27 protein-coding genes and 2 pseudogenes are annotated in these 22,624 nt (G+C 69.4%); 15 read left to right on the top strand and 14 right to left on the bottom strand.

All coding sequences use genetic code 11. The features are described 5' to 3' along the window. Positions 1 to 27: 27 nt before the first annotated feature. The 3 genes from OG410_RS36925 (at position 28) to OG410_RS36915 (ending at position 2,664) form a co-directional block, all read left to right on the top strand. A complete protein-coding gene (locus tag OG410_RS36925; protein WP_329303126.1) occupies positions 28 to 1,659 on the top strand; it encodes an amidohydrolase in 1,632 nt (543 codons plus the stop codon). Positions 1,660 to 1,750: 91 nt separating this feature from the next. Beyond that, positions 1,751 to 2,113: a DUF1304 domain-containing protein gene (locus OG410_RS36920; protein ID WP_329303125.1), complete on the top strand. Its 363-nt coding sequence runs from the start codon at positions 1,751 to 1,753 to the stop codon at positions 2,111 to 2,113. Then, on the top strand, positions 2,110 to 2,664 hold the full coding sequence (locus OG410_RS36915; protein WP_329303124.1) for a TetR/AcrR family transcriptional regulator: 555 nt from the start codon (positions 2,110 to 2,112) through the stop codon (positions 2,662 to 2,664). Before OG410_RS36920 ends, OG410_RS36915 begins: the two co-directional genes overlap by 4 nt. Positions 2,665 to 2,697: 33 nt before the next feature. On the opposite strand, the gene OG410_RS36910 is transcribed toward OG410_RS36915, so the two are convergent. Both OG410_RS36910 and OG410_RS36905 read right to left on the bottom strand, forming a co-directional pair. Next, complete coding sequence (locus tag OG410_RS36910) at positions 2,698 to 3,543, bottom strand: hypothetical protein (RefSeq protein WP_329303123.1); 846 nt, start codon at positions 3,541 to 3,543, stop codon at positions 2,698 to 2,700. A 133-nt stretch (positions 3,544 to 3,676) separates the two neighbouring features. Next, complete coding sequence (locus OG410_RS36905) at positions 3,677 to 4,561, bottom strand: GlxA family transcriptional regulator (protein WP_443063935.1); 885 nt, start codon at positions 4,559 to 4,561, stop codon at positions 3,677 to 3,679. Between the two features lie 197 nt (positions 4,562 to 4,758). On the opposite strand from OG410_RS36905, the gene OG410_RS36900 reads away from it, so the two are divergent. The 5 genes and pseudogenes from OG410_RS36900 to OG410_RS36880 all read left to right on the top strand — a co-directional run bounded on the left by OG410_RS36900 (position 4,759) and on the right by OG410_RS36880 (position 8,663). After that, on the top strand, positions 4,759 to 5,709 hold the full coding sequence (locus OG410_RS36900; RefSeq protein WP_329303121.1) for an NADP-dependent oxidoreductase: 951 nt from the start codon (positions 4,759 to 4,761) through the stop codon (positions 5,707 to 5,709). Positions 5,710 to 6,010: 301 nt separating this feature from the next. Beyond that, positions 6,011 to 6,391: an anti-sigma factor antagonist gene (locus tag OG410_RS36895; protein WP_329303120.1), complete on the top strand. Its 381-nt coding sequence runs from the start codon at positions 6,011 to 6,013 to the stop codon at positions 6,389 to 6,391. A gap of 144 nt (positions 6,392 to 6,535) precedes the next feature. Continuing rightward, positions 6,536 to 6,628: pseudogene (locus tag OG410_RS36890) on the top strand (alpha/beta fold hydrolase); the annotation flags it as partial. A gap of 80 nt (positions 6,629 to 6,708) precedes the next feature. Beyond that, positions 6,709 to 7,977 carry a PP2C family protein-serine/threonine phosphatase gene (locus tag OG410_RS36885; RefSeq protein ID WP_329303119.1) on the top strand — a complete coding sequence of 423 codons (1,269 nt, stop codon included), beginning with the start codon at positions 6,709 to 6,711 and terminating at the stop codon, positions 7,975 to 7,977. 227 nt (positions 7,978 to 8,204) lie between these two features. Then, the gene (locus tag OG410_RS36880) at positions 8,205 to 8,663 is read left to right on the top strand and encodes an ATP-binding protein (RefSeq protein ID WP_329303118.1); all 459 of its coding nucleotides are present in this window, start codon (positions 8,205 to 8,207) and stop codon (positions 8,661 to 8,663) included. Positions 8,664 to 8,738: 75 nt separating this feature from the next. Here OG410_RS36880 and OG410_RS36875 read toward each other — a convergent pair whose 3' ends face one another. From OG410_RS36875 to OG410_RS36830, 10 genes are all read right to left on the bottom strand, one after another. Further along, entirely contained in the window at positions 8,739 to 9,017 is a 279-nt protein-coding gene (locus OG410_RS36875) for a gas vesicle protein K (RefSeq protein ID WP_329303117.1), read from the bottom strand. Continuing rightward, on the bottom strand, positions 9,014 to 9,241 hold the full coding sequence (locus OG410_RS36870) for a gas vesicle protein (RefSeq protein WP_329303116.1): 228 nt from the start codon (positions 9,239 to 9,241) through the stop codon (positions 9,014 to 9,016). The genes OG410_RS36875 and OG410_RS36870 overlap by 4 nt, the downstream gene beginning before the upstream one ends. Positions 9,242 to 9,244: 3 nt before the next feature. Next, on the bottom strand, positions 9,245 to 10,054 hold the full coding sequence (locus OG410_RS36865) for a GvpL/GvpF family gas vesicle protein (protein ID WP_329303115.1): 810 nt from the start codon (positions 10,052 to 10,054) through the stop codon (positions 9,245 to 9,247). A gap of 80 nt (positions 10,055 to 10,134) precedes the next feature. Then, positions 10,135 to 10,485 carry a gas vesicle protein gene (locus OG410_RS36860; protein WP_329303114.1) on the bottom strand — a complete coding sequence of 117 codons (351 nt, stop codon included), beginning with the start codon at positions 10,483 to 10,485 and terminating at the stop codon, positions 10,135 to 10,137. Next, positions 10,478 to 11,596 carry an SRPBCC family protein gene (locus tag OG410_RS36855; RefSeq protein ID WP_329303113.1) on the bottom strand — a complete coding sequence of 373 codons (1,119 nt, stop codon included), beginning with the start codon at positions 11,594 to 11,596 and terminating at the stop codon, positions 10,478 to 10,480. Before OG410_RS36855 ends, OG410_RS36860 begins: the two co-directional genes overlap by 8 nt. A 6-nt stretch (positions 11,597 to 11,602) precedes the next feature. Beyond that, a complete protein-coding gene (locus tag OG410_RS36850; RefSeq protein ID WP_329303112.1) occupies positions 11,603 to 12,571 on the bottom strand; it encodes a histone protein in 969 nt (322 codons plus the stop codon). Positions 12,572 to 12,578: 7 nt separating this feature from the next. Beyond that, on the bottom strand, positions 12,579 to 12,833 hold the full coding sequence (locus OG410_RS36845) for a gas vesicle protein GvpG (protein ID WP_326783996.1): 255 nt from the start codon (positions 12,831 to 12,833) through the stop codon (positions 12,579 to 12,581). A gap of 1 nt (position 12,834) precedes the next feature. Further along, on the bottom strand, positions 12,835 to 13,584 hold the full coding sequence (locus tag OG410_RS36840) for a GvpL/GvpF family gas vesicle protein (RefSeq protein ID WP_329303111.1): 750 nt from the start codon (positions 13,582 to 13,584) through the stop codon (positions 12,835 to 12,837). 3 nt (positions 13,585 to 13,587) lie between these two features. Then, the gene (gene gvpJ / locus OG410_RS36835) at positions 13,588 to 14,058 is read right to left on the bottom strand and encodes a gas vesicle protein GvpJ (RefSeq protein WP_329303110.1); all 471 of its coding nucleotides are present in this window, start codon (positions 14,056 to 14,058) and stop codon (positions 13,588 to 13,590) included. A gap of 40 nt (positions 14,059 to 14,098) precedes the next feature. Further along, positions 14,099 to 14,419 carry a gas vesicle protein GvpO gene (locus OG410_RS36830; protein WP_329302682.1) on the bottom strand — a complete coding sequence of 107 codons (321 nt, stop codon included), beginning with the start codon at positions 14,417 to 14,419 and terminating at the stop codon, positions 14,099 to 14,101. Positions 14,420 to 14,681: 262 nt separating this feature from the next. Between OG410_RS36830 and OG410_RS36825 the strand changes: the two genes are divergently transcribed. Beyond that, positions 14,682 to 14,852 (top strand): hypothetical protein, encoded by a 171-nt coding sequence (locus OG410_RS36825; protein WP_054240969.1) that lies wholly within the window; start codon positions 14,682 to 14,684, stop codon positions 14,850 to 14,852. A gap of 247 nt (positions 14,853 to 15,099) precedes the next feature. Here OG410_RS36825 and OG410_RS36820 read toward each other — a convergent pair whose 3' ends face one another. Beyond that, on the bottom strand, positions 15,100 to 16,053 hold the full coding sequence (locus OG410_RS36820) for a ribose-phosphate diphosphokinase (RefSeq protein ID WP_329303109.1): 954 nt from the start codon (positions 16,051 to 16,053) through the stop codon (positions 15,100 to 15,102). A 315-nt stretch (positions 16,054 to 16,368) separates the two neighbouring features. Between OG410_RS36820 and OG410_RS36815 the strand changes: the two genes are divergently transcribed. The 4 genes from OG410_RS36815 to OG410_RS36800 all read left to right on the top strand — a co-directional run bounded on the left by OG410_RS36815 (position 16,369) and on the right by OG410_RS36800 (position 20,098). Continuing rightward, positions 16,369 to 17,019 (top strand): DUF4230 domain-containing protein, encoded by a 651-nt coding sequence (locus tag OG410_RS36815; RefSeq protein WP_326784001.1) that lies wholly within the window; start codon positions 16,369 to 16,371, stop codon positions 17,017 to 17,019. 229 nt (positions 17,020 to 17,248) lie between these two features. Further along, the gene (locus tag OG410_RS36810) at positions 17,249 to 17,917 is read left to right on the top strand and encodes a VanZ family protein (RefSeq protein ID WP_329303108.1); all 669 of its coding nucleotides are present in this window, start codon (positions 17,249 to 17,251) and stop codon (positions 17,915 to 17,917) included. A 137-nt stretch (positions 17,918 to 18,054) separates the two neighbouring features. Next, positions 18,055 to 19,302: a ricin-type beta-trefoil lectin domain protein gene (locus tag OG410_RS36805; protein ID WP_329303107.1), complete on the top strand. Its 1,248-nt coding sequence runs from the start codon at positions 18,055 to 18,057 to the stop codon at positions 19,300 to 19,302. Positions 19,303 to 19,645: 343 nt separating this feature from the next. Next, positions 19,646 to 20,098, top strand: a complete 453-nt coding sequence (locus OG410_RS36800) for a CBS domain-containing protein (RefSeq protein ID WP_329303106.1) — start codon at positions 19,646 to 19,648, stop codon at positions 20,096 to 20,098. A 195-nt stretch (positions 20,099 to 20,293) separates the two neighbouring features. Here OG410_RS36800 and OG410_RS36795 read toward each other — a convergent pair whose 3' ends face one another. Beyond that, the gene (locus OG410_RS36795) at positions 20,294 to 20,746 is read right to left on the bottom strand and encodes a universal stress protein (protein WP_329303105.1); all 453 of its coding nucleotides are present in this window, start codon (positions 20,744 to 20,746) and stop codon (positions 20,294 to 20,296) included. Between the two features lie 313 nt (positions 20,747 to 21,059). Here OG410_RS36795 and OG410_RS36790 point away from each other — a divergent pair, with 313 nt between their 5' ends. Both OG410_RS36790 and OG410_RS36785 read left to right on the top strand, forming a co-directional pair. After that, positions 21,060 to 21,434: a hypothetical protein gene (locus OG410_RS36790; protein ID WP_329303104.1), complete on the top strand. Its 375-nt coding sequence runs from the start codon at positions 21,060 to 21,062 to the stop codon at positions 21,432 to 21,434. 629 nt (positions 21,435 to 22,063) lie between these two features. Continuing rightward, positions 22,064 to 22,380, top strand: a pseudogene (locus tag OG410_RS36785) (Acg family FMN-binding oxidoreductase); the annotation flags it as partial. Positions 22,381 to 22,624: the final 244 nt, after the last annotated feature.

Below are 22,624 nucleotides of genomic sequence, written 5' to 3'. Positions count from 1 at the left end.
ACGGAAACGGAACAAGGAAACGGAACCATGCACGCTGACCTTCTCTTCACCGGCGGCCCGGTGTTCACTCCCGAAGGCCGCACCGCGACGGCGGTGGCCGTCACCGGCGAACGCATCACCGCCGTCGGGAACGCCGAGGTCCATGACCTGGCCGGCCCGGACACCGAGGTCGTCGACCTGGCCGGGCGGCTGCTGCTGCCCGGGTTCCAGGACGCGCACGTCCACCCGGTCCCGGCGGGCCTGGAACTCGCCCAGTGCGATCTCACCGGCGCGAAGACGGCCGAGGACACCGTCGCCGCCGTCCGCGCGTACGCGGACGCGCACCCCGAACGGGAGTGGATCACGGGCGGCGGCTGGTCCATGGAGGCCTTCGCGGGCGGTACGCCCACCAAGGAGCTCCTGGACGCGGTCGTACCCGACCGGCCGGTGTATCTGCCGAACCGGGACCATCACGGCGCCTGGGTCAACAGCCGCGCCCTCGAACTCGCCGGCGTCACCCGGGACACGCCCGACCCCGCCGACGGACGCTTCGAGCGGGACGCGTCGGGTGAGCCCACCGGCATGCTTCAGGAAGGGGCCATGCAGTCCGTGGGCCGGCTCGCCCCCGCGGCCACCCCTGCCGACCGGCTCGCCGCGCTGCTGCACGCCCAGCGGCATCTGCACGCGCTCGGCATCACCGCCTGGCAGGACGCGATCGTCGGCACCTTCCTGGGCATGGAGGATCCGTCCGAGGCGTACCTGACGGCGGCCCGTGACGGTTCGCTGACCGCGCGGGTGGTCGGCGCCCTGTGGTGGGACCGGGCGCGCGGCGCCGAGCAGATCCCCGAACTCGTGGAGCGGCGGGCCGCTTTGAAGCACGGCAGGTTCCGGGCGACCAGCGTCAAACTGATGCTGGACGGTGTCGCCGAGAACGGCACCGCCTCGCTGCTCGACCCCTACCTCGACAAGTGCGGCTGTGCCACGGCCAATCGGGGCAAGAGCTTCATCGACCCGGCCCGTCTGCCCTACTACGTGTCCGAGTTGGACGCGCTCGGGTTCCAGTGCCACTTCCACGCGCTCGGCGACGGCGCCGTACGCCATGCCCTGGACGCCGTGGAGGCGGCGCGCAAGGCGAACGGGCCGAGCGACACCCGTCCGCACCTGGCGCATCTCCAGGTCGTGCACCCCGATGACGTTCCGCGCTTCGCCGCGCTCGGCGCCACCGCGAACATCCAGCCGTTGTGGGCAGCCCACGAACCGCAGATGGACGAGCTGACCATTCCCTTCCTCGGGCCCGAACGGGCTTCCTGGCAGTACCCGTTCGGTTCGCTGCTGCGCTCCGGCGCGCGGCTGGCGGCGGGCAGCGACTGGCCGGTCAGCAGCCCCGACCCGCTCCAGGGCATCCATGTCGCGGTCAACCGGGTGAGCCCGGACGAGCCGGGGCCGGTGTTCCTGCCGGCCGAACGCATCGATCTGACTGCCGCGTTGACGGCGTACACCGCGGGAACGGCGTACGTGAACCACCTCGACGACACCGGGAGCGTACGGGCGGGTGCCCTCGCGGATCTCGTCGTCCTGGACCGCGACCCGTTCGCGGGACCACCGGAAGCGCTCAAGGAGACGGGAGTCGCGCTCACCTACGTCGGAGGGGAGCGCGTGTACGCGGCGCCGGACGCCTGAGCCGCCAGACGGCCGTCACTTCTTGGACAGTCGTCCAGCTATAGTGGACACCTGTCCAAGAAGTGACGAGACGGATCGGAGCCCGCTGACGATGGAAACGGCCGCGAGCGTGCTGGTGGGCCTGGTGGCCGCGCTGCACGCGTACATCCTGGTGCTGGAGATGTTCCTGTGGGAGAAGAAGCCGGGGCGGGGGCTCCACGGCTTCGACGCGCCGATGGCACGGGCGACCGCACCGCTCGCCGCGAATCAGGGCCTGTACAACGGATTCCTGGCCGCGGGTCTGGTGTGGGGGCTGATCGCGGCGGACCCGACCGGGCATGACGCGCAGGTCTTCTTCCTGTGCTGTGTCGTGGTCGCGGGTGTGTACGGATCGGTCACCGCGAACCGCCGCATCCTCTTCGCCCAGGCGCTGCCGGGGGCGTTCGCCCTGGCCGCCGTCCTGCTCGCCGGATGACGCCCGACGACCCGCGCGCCGCCCGGACCCGCGCGAAGCTGCGGCAGGCGCTGCTGGAGGAGTGCGCCGAACACCCGCTGGAGGAGACCGGTGTCGCCGCGCTGGTGCGGCGGGCCGGGGTCGGCCGGGCGACCTTCTATCTGCACTACGCCGATCTGGAAGCCCTGGCGGTCGACGCGTGCGCCGATGTCGTACGGGAGGCCGTGGAGGCTCTGCACGCCTGGCGCGGCCGGCCCGACCCGGTGTCCGCGCCCCCCGCGCTGCGGGCCTTCTTCACCGGACTCGCCCCGCACGCCGGCCTCTACCGCGCGCTGCTCAGTCCGGGCGGCGGCGGCCCGCTGGGCCTCGTGCTCCACCGCGACCTGCGGGCCCGCAGCCTGGCCGAGCGCACCCTCGCCGGCGCGCCGGACGCCCCCCTCGTCGCCTCCGCGGTGGCCGCCACCTTCGCGGGCGTCCTCGGGGACTGGCTGCACGGCCTGCTGGAGGGCACCCCGGACACCGTCGCGGACGAGGTCTGGCAACTCCTGGTCGCCCTGCACACGAGCAGATGACGCGCCGGGCCGGGCGGCGGACCGCCCGGCGGCTCACCGGCAGCCGAAGCGCGAGGTCGTCGCCGGCCACGCCTCCACCCCGTGCGAGGTCCTGACGTACGCCGTGGACCGGTCCGGCGTCAGCCAGAGCCTCCGGTCGCCGTAGCGGTAACCGGTGTCACGCGCGTCGGCGGGCATGCGGACGTCCGGGTCGTAGGCGGCGGTGAGGGCCTCGGGCGGGAGGACCCCGCGCGGATCGCGCGCGTACTGACGGCCGTACCGGCCCAGGTCGAGGAAGTGCGCGCTCTGCCAGTCGCAGTGCTCGGCACCGGCCGTGCTGGACACCTCGGTGGTCGGCACGCGGTAGCCGTCCCGGTCCGTCCAGATCTCGTACCCGTGCGCCTTCGTCCAGCTCGCCGGGAACTCGGAAGGGTCGCAGGACGCGCTCGTCTCCGGGCCCCAACCCGGGCGCCGCGGCCGGTCCTTGGCGACGACGACGGCGACCTTGGTGCGGCCCGCGACGTCGTAGGAGAACAGGACGCGATCCCCTTCGGTACGCTCCACCCGGTAGCCCCCATCGGGCAGTTCGGGCTGGTAGATGTCGAAGTACGCCTCCAGCCCCTCCTCGGGGGTCGAACCGCCGTCGTCCTTGCTCCACGCGTCACCCGCGTCGCCCGCCCGGATCGCGCCCTCGCACTCCAGCGCCCGGCCCGCCGCGCCCGAACTCTCCTGCGCGTCCCCGTCGTCCTCCGCCGTGTACGGAAGGTCCAGCGGCCCGGTGTACGGGGTGGCGGGGACCGTGCCGGTCACCACCAGCGCGTCGTGCCCGCCCCCGCCGCACCCCGCCGCCGCGAGCCCCACCAGCACCACCGCGGCCACGATCCCGCTGCGCGTCCTCACCACTGTTCCTCCGCCTGTCGTCGGTGCTCCTACGACGCACGGGTGCGGACGTTCGTTCGTCGGCCGGCGCGGACCGCTGCGGGTGATCGCCCGGGGGACGGCGCACGGCCGCGCGCGGACGGTCTCGCCGGGGTCAGCGCGCGGTCTGGAAGGTCCGCCGGTAGGTCTGGGGCGAGACGCCGATCGTCGCCTGGAGGTGCTGGCGCAGCGAGGCGCCCGTCGCGAAGCCGACCTCGCCCGCGATCCGGTCCACCGGCAGATCGCTGGCCTCCAGCAGATGGCGGGCCCGGGAGAGGCGCTGCTGGATGAGCCAGCGGCCGGGGCTGAGACCCACCTCGTCGTTGAAGCGGCGGGCGAAGGTGCGCAGGCTCATTCCGGCGTGGGCGGCGAGATCGGTCAGGGTCAGCGGGTCGCCGAGGCGGGCCAGTGCCCAGTCACGGGTGGCGGCGGTGCTCGCCGTCGAGGGTTCCGGGACGGGCTGTTCGATGAACTGGGCCTGGCCGCCCTCGCGCAGCGGCGGGACCACACAGCGCCGGGCCACCCTGTTGGCCAGTTCGCTGCCGTGGTCGCGGCGGACGATGTGCAGGCAGATGTCGATGCCGGACGCTGCTCCGGCCGAGGTGAGGATGTCGCCGTCGTCCACGAAGAGGACGTCCGGGTCCAGGTCGACCCGCGGGAACAGGCGCCGGAACTCGTCGGCCACATGCCAGTGCGTGGTCGCCGGGCGACCGTCCAGCAGACCGGCGGCGGCCAGCACGAACGCGCCCGTACAGATGGAGACGATGCGCGTGCCCGGACGGATGCACGCGAGGGCGGCGGCGACCTCGTCGGAACGGCCGACGGGGAGGGCGGCCGGGGTGACGGCGGCGATCACCACCGTGTCCGCCGTCCGCAGGACCTCAGGACCGTGCTCGACGGTGATGGAGAAGTCGGCGTCGGTACGGACCGGACCTCCGTCGACGGTGCAGGTCATCACCTCGTAGCGGCCGTCCGCCGCGCCGAGGATACGGCTGGGCATCCCCAGCTCGAAGGGATAGACCCCGTCGAGCGCCAGGACCACGACGCGCTCCACGCGCCGCCCCGGCTCCCCTCGCTCCCGGCACCACGCCCGGTCCGCTTGTTCCGCTCGCTCCGTCTTCTGCATGGCACGATCTTATCGAAGGTTGGCAATCATGCCATTTTCTGCCGCGTCGCCCCCGGGCAGGCTGGTTCACCATGAGCACTGTGAACACCATGCGAGCCATCAGCCAGACCGTCCTCGGCGGTCCCGAGGTTCTTGAGGAAGTGACCCTGGAGCGGCCCTCGCCGCGACCGAACGAGATCCTGGTCCGGGTACGGGCCGCGGGCGTCAACCCGACCGACTGGAAGCACCGCGAGAACGGCGGGTTCCTCGGCGAACCGCCCTTCGTCCTCGGCTGGGACGTCTCCGGCGTGGTCGAGGCGACCGGGATCGGCGTCGCCCTCTTCCAGCCCGGGGACGAGGTCTTCGGCATGCTGCCCTACCCCTTCGGCCACGGCTCGCACGCCGAGTACGTGACCGGCCCGGCCCGCGCCTTCACCCGTAAGCCGTCGGTGATCGACCACACGCAGGCCGCGGCCCTCCCGCTGGTCTCCCTGACCGCCTGGCAGGCACTGACCGAGCGGGCCGTCGTGCGGCCCGGCCAGCGGGTGCTGATCCACGCCGCGGCCGGAGGGGTCGGCCATGTGGCCGTCCAGATCGCGAAGTCCCTCGGCGCGTACGTGATCGGCACCGCGAGCGCGGGCAAGCACGACTTCCTGCGGTCCATCGGCGTGGACGAGCCGGTCGACTACACCGGCGTCGACTTCTCCGAGGCCGTGCGCGACGTCGATGTCGTCCTGGACACCATCGGCGGCGATACGGGACTGCGCTCGCTGCGTGTCCTGCGCCCCGGAGGCGTGGTCGTCTCCATCCTGCCGGTCGGATCCGACACGTTCTACGAGGAGGCCGAGCGGCTCGGGGTCCGGGCGGTGCGGATGCTCGTCGACGCCGACCAGACGGGCATGAGGGCGGTCGCGGATCTCGTCGAGAAGGGCTCGCTGCGCGCCACCGTCGCCGAGACCTTCCCGCTCGCCGACGCCGCCAAGGCACACGCCCTGGGCGACACGGGCCGGACCACGGGGAAGCTGGTCCTGGTGGTCGACTGACGGCAGCGCGACCGCGCCGCCGGGCGGCCGGCTGCAGCGGTGGGCGGGCACAGCGGCCACCGGGGACAGCGGTGGCTGTGCGCAGCGGCCAACTCGCCGCGCACAGCGAAGACATATGTCAATCGAACATGCTGGAATTCACCTCAACGAGGGTAACTTGCAGAGCAGGAAACGGTTTTACATCGAACCGGCGCCCTGGTCGTGTCCAGTGATCGCTTGACGAGTCGTCGCCCCGGCCTCCGGTGAGCCCGCTCTCGAGCGATCGGGGGCAGGCCCACAGCCGGCTGGAGGTGATGTCCGCGTGGCGAGCGACTTCGCACCGTGCACCAGTCATCTGCGGATCCACCATGCCCACGGTCATGTGGTGCTGGAACTGCACGGGGAGATCGACCTGCTCGCCTCGACGGAGATCACCCCGCTCCTGGACGCGGCAACCTCGGACCCCGCACCGCAGGTCGTGATCGACCTGCGGTGCGTCGAGTTCTTCGACTGCTCGGGACTGCGGCTGCTGTACCGCGCCAGGCGCCGCGTCCTCGACCGGGGCGGCCGGCTGCACCTGGTCTGCGCCCATCCGCTGACGCTCCGCATGTTCTGGCTGACGGGGCTCTCGAAGATCCTGCCGCCCGCGGCCTCGCTGGAGGAGGCACTGAACCGGCCGGAGGCCGTCTCGGACCTGTCCTGAGGGCCCGGCGGACCGGTCAGCCGGGCAGCGGCGGGGAGTGCCCCCAGGTGGTGATCCACACGTCGCTGACACGATCGCGGGTGGTCCACGGGCCCGCCGGGACTTCCGGGCCGGGGCCCAGGAACTGTCTGCGAGGATGGCTCCATGGACGTGCGGAGCAGGAACCGTGTAAGGGTGACCGGCCGGACGGGCGGCCCCGTCGTGGTCCTCGCGCACGGATTCGGGTGCGACCGGAATGCCACCGGGCACTGTCCGCAGCTCGCCGCCCCGGAGGAGACAGTTGCCGCGATCGCCGCCTTCTCCGGAGCCGACCGCTGATGTGCAGAACCGACCCCAGCGGGAAGAGCGAGGGTCCTGCAACGGACGGTCGGCCCGGTGCCGACCAGGCCACGTTCTCCGCGTTGCTGGAGGACAGCGCGGAGGACTTGTACGAGCACGCGCCTTGCGGGTATCTGTCCACGACCCTCGACGGCCGCATCGCGAAAATCAACCAGACTCTGCTGAACTGGCTCGGATACGAAAACAGCGATCTGGTGGGCCGGAAGGACTTCGCCGATCTGCTCACCGTCGGAGGCCGGCTCTACCACGAAACCCATGTCGGCCCACTGCTGCGTATGCAGGGTGAGATCAGCGGCATCGCCCTGGAACTCGAAACCGCCGGCGGCGGCCGGCTCCCGGTTCTGGTGACCTCTGTCATTCGCAGCGGCAGTGACGGACAGCCGCTGCTGATCCGCACGACAGTCTTCGACGCCCGGGACCGGCGCACGTACGAGTCCGAACTCTTGCGCGCCCGTCAGGAATCGGACCGGGAACGTGAACGCCTGAAGCGACTGAACGCCACCCTGCAGAAGACGCTGCTGCCTCCCACCCTGGTGGACGTGCCCGGACTGGACGTCGCCGCGTACTACCATGTCGCCTCCGCCGACGAGGTGGGCGGCGACTTCTACGACTTGTTCCCCCTGGACTCCGGCACCTGGGGATTCTTCCTGGGCGACGTCTGCGGCAAGGGCGCGGCCGCCGCGGCCGTCACCTCTCTGGCGCGCTACACACTGCGGGCCGCCGCCGTGTACGACCCGGACCCCGCGGCGGTGCTCGCCAATCTCAATACTGTCTTGAATCACGAGTACAACGGCGACGACCCACGCTTTTGCACCGTCATCTTCGGCCTGCTCACCCCGGACGGGGACGAGGGCGGCTTCCAGGTCACCCTGGCCAGCGGCGGCCACCCGCCGGCCCTGCTGATGCGCTCCGACGGCCACGCCTACTGTCTGCCGACCCCCGGCGGCCAACTCGTCGGCGTCCTGCCCGACGCCCACATCGCCACCACCTCCATCCGCCTCGACCCCGGCGACACGCTGTTCCTGTACACCGACGGCCTCACCGAAGCCCACTCCGCCGGCGCCGCCGACGGCCGCTACGGCGACGAAGCGCTGCTGGAGTTCGCCCAGGAGCTGGCACCCACCACCGCCCGCGACGCCGTGGCCGCGATCCGGGACCTGCTCGACACCTTCGGCACCGGCGTGGACGACGACACCGCGGTCCTGGCCTTCAACGTGCCCCGACACAGCGGTGAAGCGCAGACGTGACCCACGAACCGACCGTCCGCACCCGCACCACACCGGCGGGCCCGGTGGTTGGAGCCGGCCGGCGCCCTGGACCGTCGCAGCACACCTGACATCCGCAGACCGCTCCCTGGCTTCGTCCTGAAGGAACGCGGGGCGGCGCCCGAACAGTGAAGAAGGTGCGTGAGAGCAACATCTTCCATGCCACCCGGGGTACATGTCGGGACAATAGGGAATGAAGGTGAAGAGACATGGACTCGTCCGGCAAGGACTCGGGGCCGCCGAGCACTCCCCCCATAGCCACCGCTGTCCCTTTGAACGGAGGCAACTCCTGCATCGCCGCAGCGCGCCATCGCGCGGCGGACTTCCTCACCCATGCCCAGGCAGATCAGAACGTCGTCGTCTCCGCCCGTGTGATGGACCTGACCCAGCTGGTGGTCAGCGAGCTGGTCACCAATGCCCGTAAATACGCGCCAGGCCCCATCCTCATGGAATTGCGCATCGAGGAGACCACGGTCGAGGTGACCGTGCGCGACTGCGGCCGCGCCCAGCCGATCGTCTTCGACGTCGACCCCCTCCGAATCGGTCAGCACGGCCTGGAGATCGTCAGAGCCGTCACCCGGAAGTTCCAGGTCCAGGCAGAACCGTCCGGCAAACGCGTCACGGCGCACATCGCCCTGGGGGACGACTCGGAACCTGGGCCAGGATGAGCCTGGGCCCCAAGGCATTCGGGCTGGTGCCGGAAAAGACCGAGCACGCCTCCGCCACCGGTCGGATCAACCGCTTCAGCTCCTGGGCAGAAGGCTCCCGAGCGGGCCGAGGTCGAGATTGAGATCCTCCGGGCGCACTCCGTGCTGCTCGCAGAGTTCCGCCATCCGCTGGTCGAGGAGCATGAGCGTGGTCCCGATCTCATCGACCTGCTCGTCACTGAGGTCACCCTGTTCGACACGGCGGATCGCCTGGCGCTCCATCAACTGTCTGAGGAGCTCGACCACGGTGAGTACCAGGGCGACCAGGTCGCGCCCCATCTGCTCGGAGTCCAGGTCGAGCCGGGAGCCGCTCACAGGGGGCCGCCGTCCGCCCAGGGAGCCGGGACGCGCTCGTTGACGGACGACAGCAGGGCATGGAGGGACAGCCGCACCAAGGGGACGTCGGCGATGGCGATGACCAGATCCCCGCTGATCACCACGCCGGTCGCCAGGACGCGGTCCAGCAGATCCACGAGCGGAACGCCGATAGGGCCGGTCAGTGGCCCGGGGGCGTCCCAGGGCACCACGTCGTGCGTCACGGTCTACACCTCGCCGACGAAGGAATAGGGCACCCATGGCCCGGACAGCTCGATTTCCGCCCCGGTGCGTTCCCGCAGCGTCTGTGTCAGCAGGGCCAGTTCGTCGGCGCGGTGTTCGGCCACCAGGTAGGTCGCGTTGAGGACCTGGACCCGGCGTTCCCCGGCGGGCTGGACGTGCGGTCGCAACGTGCGGGAGGCGGTGGCGAGGCCCCGGACTTCGGTGTCCACCTCTTCCGCGGTCCTCAGTGCCTCGTCCTGGATCCGCTCGCGGCGCTCCTGTGCGCCTCGTTTTCGATTCAGGTAGGCGAGGCCGGCCCCGGGCGCCGGGCGTGACCGCTCCGTCGGCGTCACACGCCGGGGAGCCGTCTGCACCGTGTCGTCCCGCGGACAGGGCGGCGCGTAGACCTTCACACCCCATTCGGCATGACGTGCAATGCGCTTGAGCGCTGCATCGAACCGGTCCGCCTCTTTGGCGAGTGCCTCTCGCACCCTGTCCTCACCGTGGTACAGGGTGCCCATCGGCAGGGGGACCGTCGGGCAGCAGGCCGCGACGGCGGCGACGACGTCGTGGTGGGCGCGTGCGTATCGTTCCAGCTCCCGGTGGTCGGACAGGCGCGCCTGCCAGACTTCGTCCGTGAAGTCGCTTGCCCGGACGGACTGGACGATGGCCGTCAGCGCCCCCAGAGGCAGTGAACTCACGGGCGCCTCGTCGGTGACACCCGGCAGCCCGACCAGGACCGAGGGGTCCGGTTTCCGGCAGACAGCGAACACGTAGATGGTGTCGCCCGAAAGCTCGGGCCCGCGCTCCGTCATGTGCCTCGGTTCTCCTTGTTCCTCGCCGTTCCTCGCCGTTCCTCGCCGACTCGGGGCGTTGCCGTGGGCCTTCTCTCAGGCTAATTTTCCGCGCTCTCGGATTCGAGCGGCTTCTCCGGCGTATCGGATTCGAGCGCCTTCAGCCGTTCGCGCAATGTGCGGTTCTCGTCCCGCAAGGCATCGCGTGAAGCTCGCGAACTGAGCGCGGGATCGTTTTCCCACCAGTCGATTCCCGCCTTCTTCGCGGTGTCCACGGACGCCACGAACAAGCGGAGCCGAATGGTGAGCAGTTCGATGTCGAGAAGATCGATCTTGATGTCCCCGGCGATCACGATGCCCTTGTCCAGAACGCGTTCGAGGATGTCGGCGAGGTTGGTGGTCTGAGGGCCGGAGACGGGGTACGAGCCCTGCCGGACGTCCACGTCACTCACGGCGTCGCCTCTGTCCTCGCTTCTTCCCCTTCTTCTTGGGAGCTTCTTCCTCTTCCTCTGGCTCTTCCTCTGGCTCTGCCTCTGCCTCGTCTTCGCCTTCCGCGCCCTCGTCCTCGTATGTGTCCTCGGCCTCGTCGTCGGCCCCGTCCTCGTCCTCGTACGCGCCCTCTTCGTCTTCGTCCGCGTACGCGCCTTCCGCCCCCTCTTCTCCCTCGCCGTCGCCTGCGGAGTCGGCGCCTTCCTCGGCACCGTCCTCGGGCTCCTCGCCCTCCCGCTCCTCCTGCTCGGCCTCTTCCTCTTCGACGGCGTCATCGTGGGACACGACGACCTCTCCGTCACGGATTTCGCCGCGCCAGCCTTCGGGTTCTTCGTTGGTGAGGGTCACGTATCGCTGGAAGTTCTTGAAGTCCAGTCGCATGCGGCGCCCTTGCGCCCGCCAGAGGTTGCCCGTCTTCTCGAAGAAGCCCGAGGGGTAGTACTCCACTACAAGGACGATGCGGGTCAGAGTGGGCGCCAGCTCGTGGAAGCTGACCGCGCCGCGGGTGCTCCCCTTGGCTCCCTCCGAGGTCCACACGATGCGGTCGTCAGGAATCTGTTCCTGGACGGTCGCCTTGAAGCTGCGCGATGAAGGGCCGACTTTGACCTTCCAGTCGCTCCCGCCCTCATCGTCCTTGGAGACGTCGCGAACACCCTTGGCGAAGCTGCTGAACTTGTCGTACTGCGTCCAGTAGTCGTAGGTGTCCCGGAGCGGCACTCCGACATCGAGAACCTCGATGATGTTCATGACCTTGCCGCCGCTGGCCTTCCGCTTCCCTTTACCGCCCCCGAAAGCGCTCTTGGCCTTCTCCACGACGTTGTCCTTGACACCCTTGGCCTTCTCCGAAACGAAGGCCTTCAGCGGTGAGTCGCCCTGGAGGATGCGGGACCCGATCGCAGGAAGCGAGCCACTCTCGGCCGAATCACTGAGCTGCCCGGCGACGTCCGTCAGTTTGTCGCCGGCCTTCTCGGCAAGGTTCTCCACCTGCGCGGACACGAACTTGGACAACTCCTCACGGAGCTTGTCCATGCCCGACGTACCCTCTGCCGACTCGTCCGTTTCCTTCTCGGCCATGGCCGCCTACCTCCCACGACCGGCGCGCTTGGACGCTGCCCGCTTCGATGACGTCGTCTTCGAGGCAGCGGACTTCTTGGCCGGAGCCGTCTTCTTGGCTGTGGTCTTCTTCGCTGCGGACTTCTTGGCCGGAGCTGTCTTCTTCGCTGTGGCCTTCTTGGCTGCGGTCTTCTTCGCCGCCGTCTTCTTCGCCGGAGCGGTCTTCTTGGCCGCTGTCTTCTTGGCCGCTGTCTTCTTCGCTGCGGTCTTCTTCGCCGGAGTGGTCTTCTTCGCCGCCGCCCTGCCGGAAGTGGCCTTCTTTGCCGGCGCGGCCTTCTTCGCCGCCCGGGGCTTCTGTCCTCCGGCGGGTGCGGCCTTCTCGCGTGCGGCGGGCTCGGATGTCTCGCGGGACCGATCCGGTCGTGAAGCGCGGCGCCTCCGCGGCTTCGCCTCCGGCTCTTCTTCCGGTTCCTCCTCCGGTTCTTCCTCTTCCTCCTCCTCTTCTTCCTCTTCCTCGTATTCGTCCTCCGGCTCTCCCTCTTCCTCCTCTTCCTCCTCTTCCTCAGGCTGGTCCTCTTCGTACTCGCCCTCGGGCTCCTCCTCTTCCTCGTATGCGTCCTCCTCGTACTCCGCGTCCTCCTCCGGCGGGTACTCCTCCTCGTACTCCTCCTCTTCGTCCGGCTTCTCCAGGAGCCGGGCCGTACGCTCGCTGAGGCTGCCCGCAAGCGTGCTCATGCCCCGGTCGGCGGCGGCCGTCATCGCCTTGCGGCCCGCCTCCAGCACTTCCCCCCGCAACTGCTCCTGCAACTCGGCGACCTGCGGGATCTCCCCCAGTCGCCGCATCCCTTCGGCGGCAAGCTGGCGAGGCTCAAGGCCGAAGCGCCGGCCCGCGATATAGGTCGCAATGGACAAGGCCATCCGGCCCTTCTTGGTGCGGCCCAGCACATAGCCGCCCACTACCGCAGCCGCGAGAGCCACCTTGTCCTTGTCATCCATGATCTCGTCACCTTCGATCGCTCGGCGTGGAACAGGTCTGTGCGGCGTGCAGCCGGTCGAGCAGCCGTTCCTCTTCTCGTTCGAACTCCTCCAGGCCGATGTCTCCGTCCTCAAGCTCCCGGTTCAGCAGGGCCAGTTGGGCACGGAGCACCCCTGGGTCGTGCAACTCCCGCTCGGCGGCGTCGTTGAGCTTCTCCGCCACCCAGACGACGCCGCGGACCGGCGCGATGGGGAGGGTGAGCAGTCCGGTGATCAGTCCCATCTCAGACTCCAGCGGTTCGGACGGGAGTGCCTTCGGCGGAGACGAAGCTGTAGCAGGGCAGCGGACCCGTGAGCCGCAGCTCCACCCGGTCGCGATGTGTGTGGGCGAAACGCTCTGCCGCGCTTCGGAAGGCGTCACTGTCGCCGCGATCGACGAGGAACGACGCGTTGAGCACGCATCCCTGGACTTCGGGACCCGAGGCCACCGCACGGGCCCTGGGCGTCAGTTCGCGCAGAATGCGCCGGCCGGCTTCGGCGGCCCTGTCCTCCAGAGCGGCCGAGACGGCCTCCCCCAGTCGCAGGCTCGCTTCGTATCCGGGCCGTCGGCGCACTTCGTCCCGCAGCCGGCGAACGTTCATGTCCTGCGTCAGAAGGCCGGCCAGCGCGTCCTTGGCCGGGAGCGCCTTGACGTTGACCTCGACCCCGTCGGAGAGGTGTTCCAGGGCAGCCATGTGCTCCGACTCGCGGGCCTTCAACTGGCCACGCACCGCTTCCTCGTCGGATGCGACCACACCGAACCGCATCGGCAGCACCGACCCCTGCTCCGACAGGCGCAACAGCAGATCCTGGTGAGCGAGCAGATCGCGCCGTCGGGCGCGGAGCTTGGGAGGAGCCTCACTGACGACAGCGGCGACCCGCCCCTGCCGGATCACCCGCAGTTCGGCAGCCGGGGCGCCCACACCCGTCGCGTCCACCGGCAGCGGCCCTCCCGCCCGGATGATCGCGTAGACGTACACACCATCGCCTGTCACGGCTCACGCCTCCACGGGTCGTCGTCGACTGCTGCCGCTCCGGGCCGGAGCACGCCGCTTCCTCGGTCGTTCCTGCCGCTCTTCCTCGTCCTCGTCGCGCTCGTCGGAGTCGTCGTCACGGCCGCCCCCGACCGCCTTGCGAACGGTGTCCCCCACGGTTTCCGCGGCCTTGCGAACCTTGCGTTTGCCGATGGACTTGGCGGCGCCACCGCCGATCAGCTCAGGAACGGTGGTACTGCCGGAGTCACGCTCCAGGTCCAGCCGGTTGCACGCCTCCGCGAAGCGCAGGTACGTGTCGACACTCGCCACCACGATGCGCGCATCTATCTTGAGGATCTCGATGCCGACCAGGGACACCCGGACGAACACGTCGATCACCATGCCCCGGTCCAGGATGAGTTCGAGCACGTCGTACAACGTGCCGGCGCGCGGCGGGCACGCCACTACCTCATCGGAGTAGGTGGTCGCGGGCATGGGGGATCCTTCCGGTCGTCGGGCAAACCTGAGTCACTGGTCACTCATCGGCGGACCCCCGCCGATAGCGGCGGACCCTGCGGTACCCCATGAGTTCGCCGTCCTGGTCGATCCGCACCTCGTACGAAGCGAGAAGGCTCGTCGTGTCCGGAATCCGCGGCAGTTCCAGGACGTCCACGACGACACACCAGCCGTCGTCCTCACGCCCCACCGCTGATACGCCCTCCGTGGGATGACCGATCAGACCCTCAAGGGCCCGGCAGGCAGCACGCGCGGCATGTTCCGCTCCACGCACGGGGGGTGTGCGTCGAGCGGTGGTCGTCGAGGACTTTCCGGGGCGCGGCCGACGCTCTTCTGCCATGAGTTCAAGTCTGGGCCGTATCCGGTTCGACGCACCTTGAGTGGGCCAGTCGAGCGTCCGTGCCCGGCCCCGCGATCACCAGGGGAGGGCGTCAGGCTGTCGCCGAAGCAATTCGTCGCCGTCTTCCCCCTGATAACACCCTCAAACTCGGAACTCAGCCACAGAATTGTCGCCACTCCGAGTTCCGTAAAAAAATCCCTCCCAGTTCCGCAGGAATGCAGATCATCAGGCAGGGCACAAGGTGGCTCGGAGGTTGATAACCATGGTTCCTGTACTTCTCGTTCTCCTGCTCGCCCTGATCCTCTTCGGTGCCGGTTTCGCACTCAAGGCCCTGTGGTGGATCGCCGTCATCGTGCTGATCGTATGGGTCCTCGGCTTCGTGATCCGGCCCGCGGCAAGCGGCGGCAAGCGAGGCCGCTGGTACCGCTGGTAGGCATGCGCGGCACAACACACGGATCCGGGTGGGCCCCGACGCCAAGGCGTCGGGGCCCACCCGCAGTTCGCCGCCCGGGTGCACAGTGGTGCATACGGATGACGCATTTCTTCGCCAGGAATGTATGGCATCCGGGATTCAGGGCACCCGACGTTCCGAGGAATCGTCATCGAATTCAGATGACGCTTGTACGACTCCGCGGTTTTTCTGCGGACCGGCGAACAATTTCGCCGAGAGAGCCTCGCGTCTAACGGTCCTGCGGCGCGTCGAACAGAGCGCTGACGGACTCACCGTTGTGAATCCGCCGCACCGCCTCGGCGAGCGCCGGGGCGATGGACAGGACGGTCAGCTTCTCCGTGTACTCCTCGCCCGGTATCGGCACCGTGTTCGTGCAGACGATCTCCAGCACGTCGGGCTGCTCGCTGAGCCGCTTGAGCGCCCCCGCCGCGAACAGCCCGTGGGTACAGGCGACGCGGATCGACCGTGGACCCAACTCGCGCAGCCTGTCCAGGAGTTCGAGGACAGTACTGCCCTTGGCTATCTCGTCGTCCAGCACGATGACATCGCGCTCGGCGATCTCACCGATGACGGAACTGATGCTCACCCGGTCGTCGGCGAACCGCTGCTTGGCGCCGGCGGCCACCTGGGCGCCGATCAGCCGCGCGAACGCGGCGGCCTCCTTCGCGTTGCCGAGATCGGGCGAGACCACCGTGGTCCGCGACAGGTCGTTGGTCCGGAAGTGCGCCGCCAGCTCACGCAGGGCGTGCAGATGGTCGACCGGCACCGAGAAGAAACCGTGCACCTGCGGAGAGTGCAGGGTCATGGCGAGGACACGGCTCGCGCCGGCCGCCACCAGCAGATCCGCCACGAGCCGGCCACCCAGGGAGATCCGGGGCATATCCTTCTTGTCCGAACGCGCGTACGAATAGTGCGGCATGACGACGGTGATGCGCCCGGCGGAGGCACCGCGCGCGGCGTCGCACATCATCAGCAGTTCGACCAGGTGTTCCTGCACCGGCGTGACGAGGGGCTGCACCAGGAAGACATCACGCTCGCGGCAGTTGGCCTGGAGCTGGACCTCCAGGCAGTCATTGGCGAACCGGCTGACGCGGGTCGGGCTGAGGGGCACACCGAGGTGTGCGCAGAGCTCGTCAGCGAGCTCTGGATGGGCACTACCGCTGAACACGGCGATGTCACGCACGACCGCTCCTCGCATGATCGAACCGGGTTGCGTCGCCGGGCGCAAGATCGGCCCGGAGTGCGTACCTCATGCTACTGGGCGTCTTTCGGGCCTACGACCGGGGATTTCCGGTTGCGGGCGGGACCGCGGGGTGCCGGGCCGGTTGCAGGCGGGACCGCACCGGGCCGGTTGCGAGCAGGACCGCAGGGCGCGTTCCGCCTTCCGCCTTCCGCCGGACGGCACCGCGGGCTCACGGCAGCGGAATCCGCAAGCCAACCCGGCGGCCTGCCAGGGGGCTTGGGGGGTACCCGGACAGTTGAAAGGAGGACCGTCGACATGACGACGTCCATCAAACGCATGCCCGGCTGGGCGAAGGTGGTCTCCGCCTTCGTGCTGGTGCTCGTGGTGCTCTTCGCCGGGCTGCGGCTGGCCGTTCTGCCGGGACTGCGCGATGTGTTCGGCACGGAGACCCACGACAATTCGGGCCCCACGCTGCTCAAATCCATCCAGGACATGAGCCGTTACGACGCGGCGTCGGGCAACTTCCAGGTGGTCGTGGACCTGGAGAAGGACGCGAAGTACCTGCCCGACGCGATCCGAGGCACCCGCACGCTGTACGTGGGAGCCGGCACCGTCGACGCCTATGTCGATCTCGGGCGTATCGACCAGAAGGACGTGACGGTCAACGACGACCGCACGTCGGCCACGCTCCGTCTGCCGCACGCGGCACTGGGCAAACCCGCCCTCGACCCCGACCACTCCTACGCCGTCTCGAAACAGCGCGGTCTCCTCGACCGGCTCGGTGACGTCTTCTCGGACAACCCGAACGACGAGCGGGCCGTCCAGCGGCTCGCGGCCCAGCACATCGGCAAGGCCGCGAAGGACAGCCGCCTCACCGCGCGGGCCGAGGAGAACACCACCAGCATGCTCGAGGGACTGCTGCGGTCTCTCGGCTTCACGGACGTGACGGTCACCTACGGGGCCTGAGTCCGGACGGTGCCGTCGGCGCCGGGGCGAGCACACAGCCGCACCCGGCGCCCCGGCGTCCGTCACGCATGAGGTCCCCGGGCTGTCCCGTAGCGACGACCGGACACCCTCCTGCCCACTTGTCGCAAAGTCCCCCTGCATCGAGATCCTGGGCGAGATCCCGGGCATTGTCGGCCCCGCCGGGGGTAAGCGGGCTGCACCAGAGGGCAGTTGAAAAGGGGAGGGTCTCATGGTCCGCACCGCGTTGCGCGCTCGTGCCGCCAAGGCCGTGGCCGGCCGGCGGAAACCGGCGCCGAAGTCGGGATCGGACCGGGGGAAGCCGGCGTCCAAGGCGGAGCGGGGCGGAAAGGCCTCGAAGGCCGAGCGGGGGAAGCCGGAGAGGTCGCGGTGGCTGCTCGGCCGAAAGAGGCCGACGCCCGCACCCGCGCCGGAGACCCGGGCTCTGGCGCTGCCCTTCCGGCTACTGGCCATGCTGATCGCTTTCGCGGCCATGGTGGCGTTCGCCGTCGCGCTGGCCAGGCTGACCCTGGAGCCCTCACCTGCGTCCACGGCACTGATCCACGACAATCTCCACCCCGGGCGCTCTCTGCGGGCCTATCTCGACCAGCCGGAGCTGCGCGACGCCGTCAAGCAGATCGGCGGGAACCTCTTGCTCGGGGTGCCCTTCGGAGTGCTGCTGCCGGTGGTGTTCCCGAAGACCCGTGGAATCCTGCGCGTCCTCGCGCTCACCGCGGCGGTCATGCTCCTGGTCGAGCTCGTTCAGGGAGCCCTCATCACCGGACGCTCCTTCGACATCGACGACGTCATCCTCAACACGACCGGGGCGCTGGTGGGTTACCTCCTTCTGGGCCGACGGCTCGGCCGGGCGGTGCACCCCAGGAAACGACTTCGCGTCTGAGGCATCCCCTCAACCACTGGTACGGACCAGAGTATTGACACCTCGTTACCTCACTCCTTAAATCAAGAGGCGAAGCATGGACCCCCCACCTCAGTCGGCGCACCCTCCCCCCGGGTGACCGTACGGAAATGAGAGTCATGGACTCCCCACGCCTGCTCCGCAGATGTCTCTTCGCCGCGCTGTCCGCCGCGCTCGTCGCCTCCGCCTCGGCCGTCGTCACCCCCGCGCACGCGGGCCCGGCGGCGGCCACCGCGGCGGTCACGTTCCAGGACACGTTCGACGGGGCGGCCGGTTCGGCCGTCGACTCCTCCAAGTGGCAGCTGGAGACCGGCGACAACGTCAACAACCACGAGCGGCAGTACTACACCTCGGGCAACAAGAACGCCGCGCTGGACGGCCAGGGCCATCTGGTGATCACCGCCCGCAAGGAGAATCCGGCCAACTACCAGTGTTGGTACGGCACATGTCAGTACACGTCGGCCCGGATGAACACCTCCGGGAAGTTCACCACGGCCTACGGTCATGTCGAGGCCCGGATGAAGATCCCGCGCGGGCAGGGCATGTGGCCGGCGTTCTGGATGCTCGGCAGCGACATCGGGCAGGTCGGCTGGCCGAACTCCGGTGAGATCGACGTCATGGAGAACGTCGGCTTCGAGCCGTCAACCGTGCACGGCACGATCCACGGCCCCGGGTACTCCGGATCCGCAGGCATCGGTGCCGGCTACACCCTCCCGAACGGCCAGGCCTTCGCGGACGCCTTCCACACCTTCGCGGTCGACTGGGCGCCGAACTCGATCACCTGGTCGGTGGACGGGACCGTATACCAGCGGCGCACACCCGCCGATCTGGGCGGCAACACCTGGGTGTTCAACAAGCCGTTCTTCCTGATCCTGAACCTCGCGGTCGGCGGCTACTGGCCCGGGGACCCCGACGGCTCCACCTCCTTCCCGCAGCAACTCGTCGTCGACGAGGTGAAGGTGACCACGAGCGACAGCCCGGGCGGCACCAGCGGTCCGATCAAGGGCCTCGCGGGCAAGTGCGTGGACGTGGCGGCCGCCAACTCGGCCAACGGAACGCCCGTACAGCTCTACGACTGCAACGGGACGGGCGCCCAGCAGTGGACGGTGTCCCCGGACGGCACGATCCGCGCGCTCGGCAAGTGCCTGGACGTCACCGGCAACGGTACGGCGGACGGCTCGACGGTCCAGCTCTGGGACTGCGCCGGCGGGCCCAACCAGAAGTGGACGGTCACCGCGGCCCACGACATCGTGAACCCGCAGGCGAACAAATGCCTGGATGTCACGGGCAACAACTCGGCCAACAGCACCCGCCTGCAGATCTGGACCTGCACGGGTGGCGCCAACCAGAAGTGGACGGTGGGCTGACACCGCTCGAACTGCTTTGCGGGTTCGCGATTCCGGTGTCCCCTTCTCCATCGCCTCGGCCTTCGTCCGGCCCAAGGGACACCATCGCGAGACGAACGCATGCCTGATCATTCGCTCGTTGTAGTGCCGGTCGGAAACCCCCGGTGGCCGTGTGGCCGCCGGGGGTTTCCGACCGGCGTGAAGGTCCGGGAGATCCCGGCCTGCACCCGGCTGCCTCCAGGGGCGCAATGGCCCACTGATCCTGGACCATTCGGCCCCGGACCGTCACGCCCGGCAGCGGAACAATGCAGGTGAAAGCATGAGGTCTCGAAGTCCATTGACCCGGACACATCGGACAGGAAGGATGAATTGCGTGAAAGTCTCGGAGGCGATGACCGCTCCTCCGGTGTGCGTGGCGCCTCACGTCTCCCTGGCCGAGGTCATCAGACAGATGTCCGAGTACGCCGTCGGGTCGGTCCTCGTGGTCGAGGACGGCGCGCTGCACGGCATCGTCACCGACCGCGACCTCGCCTTGCGCGGCCTGGGTGGAGGCCTGGACACCGGGGCCCGGGTGGACGCGGTCATGTCGCCACGCGTCATCACGGTCGAAGCCGCCGACGACCTCCAGGTGGCCTACGGGACGTTCCGCCGCACGGGGGTCCGCCGGCTCGCGGTCCTCGAGGCGGACCGGGTGGTCGGCGTACTGGCGATCGACGACCTGTTTCTCGACGTCTTCCGCAGACTCGGCGACCTGCTCGGCCCGCTCGCCGGGAGCGTCCTGCGAGAGCCTCCGGCGCCACCTTCACAAGCCGGATGAGCTGGGCATCCCGGCCGTCTCCAGGGTCCGTTGGGCCGTCAGCCGTATCCGCCGGACATTGCTGGACCGTCGCCTTCGCCCCACCGGCGAACTCACCTTCGGCAACGGCGGGACCCCCTCGGCTCTTGGAAGGCGGCGTGGACCGACACCCGCTGTGCTCAGCCGCAGGAGTCCGACAGCGATCCGGGCCTCGGGTCACTCCTTCCCGGTACGAACGATCACGACCGGGCAAGTCGCATGCTGGGACACGTGCTGACTGACGGACCCGGGCAGGGCGCTCGCGAACCCGCCCCTGCCCCGGCTGCCGACGACCAGAACCTCGGCTCCTTCGGCCGCCCGCAGGAGCACGTCGGCGGTATTGCCGTGCACCACATGGGTCCGGACCGACTCGGCCGCGTCCGGGCCCAGGACTTCGGCCATCTCGGTGCGGATCCGCTGTCCGGTCTCCTGCTCGTCGGCCTCCATGTCCACGGCGGGCCCCGACCAGCCGTACAGGCCCGGCAGCTCCCACACCGCGACCGCTTCCACGGTGGCACCGACCAGGCCCGCGTGGCGCACGGCCCAGCGCAGGGCCTCGTACGAGGACGGCGACCCGTCGACACCCACGAGCTGGTGACGGACCCGGAGGCCACGGGCAGGCTCACCCAAGACGCGCACACCACACCCCGGGCGGGCGGTGAGCGCCAGTTGTGGGTGTCGATCCGGCCCGCGACCCTCACGGGCCGCCGTATCACCGCGGCCGATCGGTAGACGCCGACGGTTCGGTTCCACAGCAACGCCTCTGGTACTCGATTTCAACAGGAGCAGTCGTTAAGCGGTGCTCCTGCGATCACTCCCGGTCACTGGATGTCAGCCTCGGAGATACTCCGCGAGCGGCTCGGGCGCGCACCTACGGTGCGGTCACGTGGCAGGACGGTCATTTCCGGTCTTGTCACCCAGCCGACAACCAAGGGGAAACGCTATGGCGAGTGTGGAAGTGTCGCTGAAGGAAATGATGACCGAGGCCGAGGGAGCGCTGGGGGCGGCCGTCGTCGACTACACCAGCGGCATGGCCCTGGGCACACTGGGAGGCGGCAAGGATCTGGACATGACGATCGCCGCGGCCGGCAATACGGACGTCGTCCGCGCGAAGGTGCGCGCCATGGAGCAGCTGGGTCTCAAGAGCCGGATCGAGGACATCCTGATCACCCTCGGAAAGCAGTACCACCTCATTCGACCGGTCGCCGGGCGCAGCGGCAACGGCCTGTTCCTCTACCTCGTGCTCGACAGGGCGCGTTCGAACCTGGCGATGGCCCGCCACCACCTCAAGCGCGTCGAGGAGCAGCTGGAAATCTAGGACGCTCGGAGCCCTGGGCTTACGTGTGCCCACGATATGAAGACTTCTTCAAGTCGCCATATCGGAATGATCTCAACTAGGGATGCGCGTGGCCGTGGAACGGGCGAGAAGCACCGGTACCGGCGGACACATCCTGCGACGGCGCCCTTCAGGGCGCCGTCGCAGGCGCGGCGAGCATCTGCCCGGCGCCGGGCGCCCGACCGGGAGCCGGCCGGGTCGCCGCCGCCGGCCGATCCGGATGAACCGGCGATGTGTGCGGCAGTGCCCGCGCTGCGACGGGGCCCCATGCCGGGGCTGTCCTTCACCGTCCGCCTGGTGCTGCCGTCCCCGCACTGCGGCACCATCACTGCTGCTCACGAAACGGGGTGATGGCGACGGCCTCGATGTCCCCGCCGTCGCAGGGCAGAGAGCGCCGACCGGCGCCGCCCCTGAACCGATCGGCCGATCCGAACCGTGCCGGATCAGGGGCATCCCGCCCGCAGACTCCGGCTTCCGCGGTCACGCGCCCGGCACCGCACGCCCGGGGCCTCCGTGGAACAGTGGAGAGACGGGAATCGCCCTTCCGTGAATGGCCGGTCGGCCTGAAGGGAGGCAGGACCGATGTCCGTACGCGAACTCGGCACGACGACGGTGAAAGCCCTCCCGGCCGCGCGGCCGCCGCGTTCGAGAACACGCCCCAGCTCGCCGTACTGGGTACCACGGGCGACCGGCAGGGGGACTGGCTGCTGGGGGCCAGGCCATGGAACGCGTTCTGCTCCAGGCCACCCTCGACGGGCTCGCCACCTCGCTCACCTCCCAGGCCCTCGAATGGCCCGAACTCCGCTGGGCCGCGCGCGACCCGGAGCCGGCGATGGGAATCATCCAGATGGTGCTCAGGATCGGATACGGCCCGGCAGGCCGTGGCACACCGCGCCGCCCCGCGGGCGAGGTGCTGGACATCGAGTGAGCCCTCGTATGAGCCCTGGTGGCGGCCTCCGGCGGGCGGAGAGGTCGCCGGCGAGAAGCAGTTCTCCTCCTCCTGGGTGAAGCGCGGACGCAGGACGTTGTTCAGGCCACAGAGGCAGAGCGCAGGTTGTCGAATTACCCGGGAGCCAGGCCGCCATCGGCATGGGGCAGGTCGAGAGGGGGACGGACGACCCGGCCGCCAGGGCCGTCCGGCGTCACCTCACTCGTCGCCGGGCCCGGCGACG

The sequence above is a fragment of the Streptomyces sp. NBC_00659 genome, assembly GCF_036226925.1.
Classification (GTDB): domain Bacteria; phylum Actinomycetota; class Actinomycetes; order Streptomycetales; family Streptomycetaceae; genus Streptomyces.
Note: the sequence above shows the minus strand (reverse complement) of the source record. Positions and strands in the feature narration are given on the sequence as shown.